At 35.4% G+C, this 4,611-nt stretch carries 8 protein-coding genes; all 8 read left to right on the top strand.

All coding sequences use genetic code 11. The features are described from left to right. Nucleotides 1-668 (top strand): D-alanyl-D-alanine carboxypeptidase family protein (locus tag AC075L_RS01180; protein WP_476387036.1); only part of this gene is annotated, 668 nt, incomplete at its 5' end. A gap of 177 nt (nucleotides 669-845) precedes the next feature. After that, nucleotides 846-1,385, top strand: coding sequence for a hypothetical protein (locus tag AC075L_RS01175; protein ID WP_118633717.1), 540 nt, complete (start codon nucleotides 846-848; stop codon nucleotides 1,383-1,385). Nucleotides 1,386-1,766: 381 nt separating this feature from the next. Further along, nucleotides 1,767-2,180, top strand: coding sequence for an HU family DNA-binding protein (locus AC075L_RS01170; protein WP_476387035.1), 414 nt, complete (start codon nucleotides 1,767-1,769; stop codon nucleotides 2,178-2,180). Further along, the gene (locus tag AC075L_RS01165) at nucleotides 2,180-2,377 is read left to right on the top strand and encodes a hypothetical protein (protein ID WP_008703164.1); all 198 of its coding nucleotides are present in this window, start codon (nucleotides 2,180-2,182) and stop codon (nucleotides 2,375-2,377) included. Before AC075L_RS01170 ends, AC075L_RS01165 begins: the two co-directional genes overlap by 1 nt. A 614-nt stretch (nucleotides 2,378-2,991) precedes the next feature. Next, on the top strand, nucleotides 2,992-3,261 hold the full coding sequence (locus tag AC075L_RS01160) for a type II toxin-antitoxin system RelB/DinJ family antitoxin (protein ID WP_008703163.1): 270 nt from the start codon (nucleotides 2,992-2,994) through the stop codon (nucleotides 3,259-3,261). Next, nucleotides 3,258-3,533 carry a type II toxin-antitoxin system YafQ family toxin gene (locus tag AC075L_RS01155; protein WP_008703161.1) on the top strand — a complete coding sequence of 92 codons (276 nt, stop codon included), beginning with the start codon at nucleotides 3,258-3,260 and terminating at the stop codon, nucleotides 3,531-3,533. The genes AC075L_RS01160 and AC075L_RS01155 overlap by 4 nt, the downstream gene beginning before the upstream one ends. A 24-nt stretch (nucleotides 3,534-3,557) precedes the next feature. Further along, nucleotides 3,558-3,842 carry a DUF2442 domain-containing protein gene (locus AC075L_RS01150; RefSeq protein ID WP_055053093.1) on the top strand — a complete coding sequence of 95 codons (285 nt, stop codon included), beginning with the start codon at nucleotides 3,558-3,560 and terminating at the stop codon, nucleotides 3,840-3,842. Between the two features lie 506 nt (nucleotides 3,843-4,348). Continuing rightward, a partial coding sequence (locus AC075L_RS01145) for a hypothetical protein (RefSeq protein ID WP_476387034.1) occupies nucleotides 4,349-4,611 on the top strand: 263 nt, incomplete at its 3' end.

Here is a 4,611-nt window from a genome sequence, read left to right as displayed (position 1 = left end):
TTAAGGATCTCATGACAGCAATGCTTGCATTACAAAGTGGAAAACTGAATGACACTGTCAGGATCACTCAGGATAATGTTACACTGGAGGATGGATTACAGGTCTGCGGATTTGTGGCCGGCGATCAGGTTACCCTTGATGAGCTTCTCCACTGTCTGCTTGTATATTCCGGCAATGATGCAGCTTCTGCCATTGCGGAATATGTTGGAGGCAATACAGAGAACTTCGTACAGATGATGAATGATTATGCCGCAAAGCTTGGATGTACAGGAACACATTTTTCCAATCCACATGGACTGCAGGATGAAAATCACTATACAACACCATATGATATTTATCTGATGCTGAATGAAGCATTCACCTACCCTGAATTTACAGAAATTACAGAGTTGCCGTCTTATACAGTAACCTATACAGGCTCAGACGGAACTGAAAAAAGCACCACGCTTACCGCAACAGACCATTATCTTACCGGAGAGGCAACAGCCCCAAAAGATGTTACAATTCTCGGTGGTAAAACCGGAACAACAGAAGTAGCCGGCAATTGTCTTGCAATCCTTACACAGAATGCATACGGAAAAACTTTTGTTTCAATTGTAATGGGAGCTGCTACGAAAGAACTTCTGTATCAGGAGATGAATTCACTGCTTCAGAATATCAACAGTTAGTCAATATAAAACGGATACAGTTATCATTAATTGTATCCGTTTTATGTTATAGAAAATTCTCCGCAATGTTTTTATAACACCTATAACATAATAAAGTCTTCCGACAGGGGTCGTACAAGACCATCCACTTTGCTGTTACAAGAATTCCGGTTACATAAAAGAACGAGGTGAAAGATCATGAATAACAATTGTATTACAACATACACAGGCAGACATATAGATCCATTACATCCGGATCCGGATATGATCTGTATCGAAGATATTGCACATGCCTTATCTTTGATCTGCCGCGGAAACGGACAGGTAAAAACTTTTTTTTCAGTAGGTCAGCATTGCATCAACTGTGCCAGAGAAGCCCTTGCGCGAGGATATTCCAGGCGTGTGGCATTTGCCTGCCTTCTGCACGATGCCAGCGAATGTTATTTATCTGATGTGCCAAGACCATTCAAGAAAACCCTCTCAGGATATAAAGAGCAGGAGAAAAATCTGCTGGATCTGATCTATCAGAAATATCTTGGGAGCCCATTAAACGCAAAAGAAGAACAATTATTAAAAGAAATCGATGATGATATGCTCTGGTTTGACCTTACATACCTGCTAAATGAACACCAGGAAAGGGAAGCACCGGAGATTCATATTACAATAGATTATACGGTACGGGCTTTCGAGGAAACAGAAAAGAAATACCTGGAATTGTATAGCTTTTTTACCCATTGAAAAAAATAAATATCTCCGGGATTTTGGCATGAATATGCCAAAACACCTCGCGGGACAGTGGTGTGTGAACAGTAACATATTTTCAACAAAATTTCACAAAAAAATATAAATACCACTTGTGTTTTTGAATAATATGCATATAATATCACATTTACGATTTTATCCCGTAAAATCAAGGGAAAACAGGTGTTAAACAGGTATAAATACACCAAATTTACACCACAGAATATAGCATTACATCTATAACAATACAAGAACATTTAAACATCTGAATAAGTCCATGTACTTTTATAACAATAGGTACGTGGGCTTATTTTAGTGCTTAAAAATATTATCAAAGAAATGGTGATTTCATAGAACAAAAGCAAGGAGGAAAAGACGATGAACAAAACAATATATGAAGCAGAATTTACCAAAATGGTACATGATAAAATGAGAGAAGCTAATAGATTCAAAGAATATGAGAGAATACCAAAAAATAGGATAGGTGGAGACTACTGGAATACATACTGGACAATTCGTTATATGCTTCGCACTATAGAGGATATTTGGGCTAAGGGAGATAAACTGGTATTATTAGGATTTTTCACTGTAGAACCTAAATTTTATAAAGAAAAAAAAACATGTTCTGGAATGGAAAGAACAGGCAAAAATGTGTATGAGATTCCAGATAGATATAAGGCAAAGTTTAAATCTGGTACTGTGTTAAATCGTGCTTGCGAAGCGTATGGAGATTATCTCAAAGAAGAAGCAAATAATAAAGATGACGAATACGAAGAAGGAGAAGAAGAGTAATGAGATGTAAAGATTGTGAATATGTAAAATGCTATGCTGTCAATAAGAAAATGTATTATTGTGATAATAGAAATAGAGTAAATTTGATGGGTAAACTGGGCGAGGATAATTTACCTGAGACAAGTCCAGAGTGGTGTCCAATGGCTGACAGGACAATTGATGAAAATAATATGGCTGAGAAAGGATTAGAGAAGTAATGGAATTAAATAATATAGAAATGAAGATGAAGCACCGATTGATAAGCTTCTGGAATCGTCGGGAGTCACAGCGGAACAATGGGAAGAACCTGATGTGATGGGATTTTAAGGGTAGGTTCAAATTTCTGTCGGTTTAGAAACGCATCAGACAACGGAAAAATGCGATAAATTCGTTGTTTAAAAACCGAAGTCAGTTGTTTAGAAACAGGAACGGAAGTAATATTTAGTTTACTTCTATAGACAGGACGGAGGGCTTTTTCATAAGACTTCCGTTATCCTGCTTATAATAACGGAAGGGAACTAATACAGTCATCCGTATAACCATAACCATCCCTCACAGAATCAATTCTATGCTGAAAATCCTTATATATAACCTTAAATTTCCAACGAAAACCATCTACCCTAACAACTTTACCCTTAAAGCATTATCGTTGAAATTTGATGGTTAGTTCATTAATATATTGTGTAGAAACGAGTATAAGATGTCTGCTGCCAATGCAGATATTTATATAAGGATGGAAAAGATATAATTCTTGAAATAATGCATAGTATTGACAATGCATTGCATAAGCTATATAATGATAATATAAATAGATTAGAAAGCAGGTGGATTTATGGCAAATGTATCAATTAGAATGGATGATAATTTAAAGAAACAAGCAGAAGATCTTTTCAATGATTTAGGTATGAATCTGACAACTGCATTCACAATTTTTGTAAAACAGGCAATCAGAGAACAGGGAATACCGTTTGAGATTACCAGAGAAATACCAAACAGTGAAACAATATCAGCAATTAATGAAGTGCAGCAGATGAAACAGAATCCTTCTCTTGGAAAAGCATATACAGATGTGGACAAGATGATGGAGGAATTATTAGCATGAAATATACGGTTAAGCCGACCAGTAAGTTTCAAAAAGACTTAAAACGTATTCAGAAACGTGGATACGATATGAGATTAATGACTGATATCATCAAAAAATTGGCAAATGGTGAAATATTACCGCCGAAGAATCGAGATCATAATCTTTCAGGAAATTATAGTAATTGCAGAGAATGTCATATTGCTCCTGATTGGTTGTTGATTTATGAAGTCTATGAAGATGAACTATTCCTATATTTGACAAGAACTGGAAGTCATAGTGATTTGTTTTGATTAAAATAATAGGACTATAACAATATGAACGAATATTTTCCAACAGTAGTACAGGTGATACCATTGGATAATTTTCATGTACAGGTATTCTTTGATGACGGTAAGATTGTAGACTATGATGCTACAGAAGATTTGAAAGCAGAAATATTTAAGCCATTAAGAGATATTGATGCATTTAAGGAAGCTTGTACCGTTATGAATGGTACTCTTGCATGGGATCTTTCTGGCAACAGAGATGAATCCAGTTGTATTGACATTGATCCATTTACTGTATATGAGTTAGAATCCATTAATAATCTGATTGCTTGAATAATGTGATCACAATTTAATATGAGCAGTATGAAAGTCCTCGGGAGTTAATCCTGGGGGCTTTTCAAAATTAAGATTTAATAATCAGAAGAATTGCTATATTTTTCTAGCAATAATGAGAATTCTTTAAAAAATTTGCGCCTATTATAATTGGGTAAATCGTATAATGGCGCTGATAATATAGCCATCATTAGTCCAGAATCTTCTACTAATTTATGTAGCATTTTATCGATTACTTCACAAGAATATGCTGATTTTCTTGTAAAACATGCCAATGAACTTGATCCATATCTGATACTGATAAAGCCTTCTGAAATCAGAGGTGACGAAGAGTATGTTTGCAAAGTCCTCAGAATGATTGTGAATCAGTCAATTAAACTTGATAAAGAGATTGAGATTCCATCACGTAAATATGTAGTGGAACTTTAAGACACACAGAGAAATATATATCAATATCAGTGGATGGAGTTGCATCTGTCCACTGAGAGAAAGGAGAGCTATGTATTATGAATGATAATAAAATGATTACTCAGTCAAGAATTATTGAAGAGTATGGATGGACGAAAAGTTTAATCAGTAAATTTCTTCCAGATCCAGTATTGAAAGCGAATCCTCATTATAGAAAGGCTGCTCCTATGAGATTGTGGGATGAAGATACCGTTAAGCAGGTAATGACAACATCAGAATTTCAAGATGCTATGGAGAAAGCTAATAAGCGTAAGAAATCAGCAAGTAAAGCAGTCGAAACTAAGTATAGCAATATGAATCA

It is taken from the genome of Blautia sp. ZXY-1-B12, from assembly GCF_056339915.1.
The sequence above is the reverse complement of the archived record's forward strand: the minus strand, read 5'-3'. Positions and strand labels throughout refer to the sequence as shown.

What these genes read in the sequence shown, in the direction of transcription:
- AC075L_RS01165 (WP_008703164.1), top strand. Translation starts at nt 2,180, where the DNA reads ATGAGATGTAAAGATTGTGAATATGTAAAATGCTATGCTGTCAATAAG.
- AC075L_RS01150 (WP_055053093.1), top strand. Translation starts at nt 3,558, where the DNA reads ATGAACGAATATTTTCCAACAGTAGTACAGGTGATACCATTGGATAAT.
- AC075L_RS01155 (WP_008703161.1), top strand. Translation starts at nt 3,258, where the DNA reads ATGAAATATACGGTTAAGCCGACCAGTAAGTTTCAAAAAGACTTAAAA.
- AC075L_RS01160 (WP_008703163.1), top strand. Translation starts at nt 2,992, where the DNA reads ATGGCAAATGTATCAATTAGAATGGATGATAATTTAAAGAAACAAGCA.
- AC075L_RS01175 (WP_118633717.1), top strand. Translation starts at nt 846, where the DNA reads ATGAATAACAATTGTATTACAACATACACAGGCAGACATATAGATCCA.
- AC075L_RS01170 (WP_476387035.1), top strand. Translation starts at nt 1,767, where the DNA reads ATGAACAAAACAATATATGAAGCAGAATTTACCAAAATGGTACATGAT.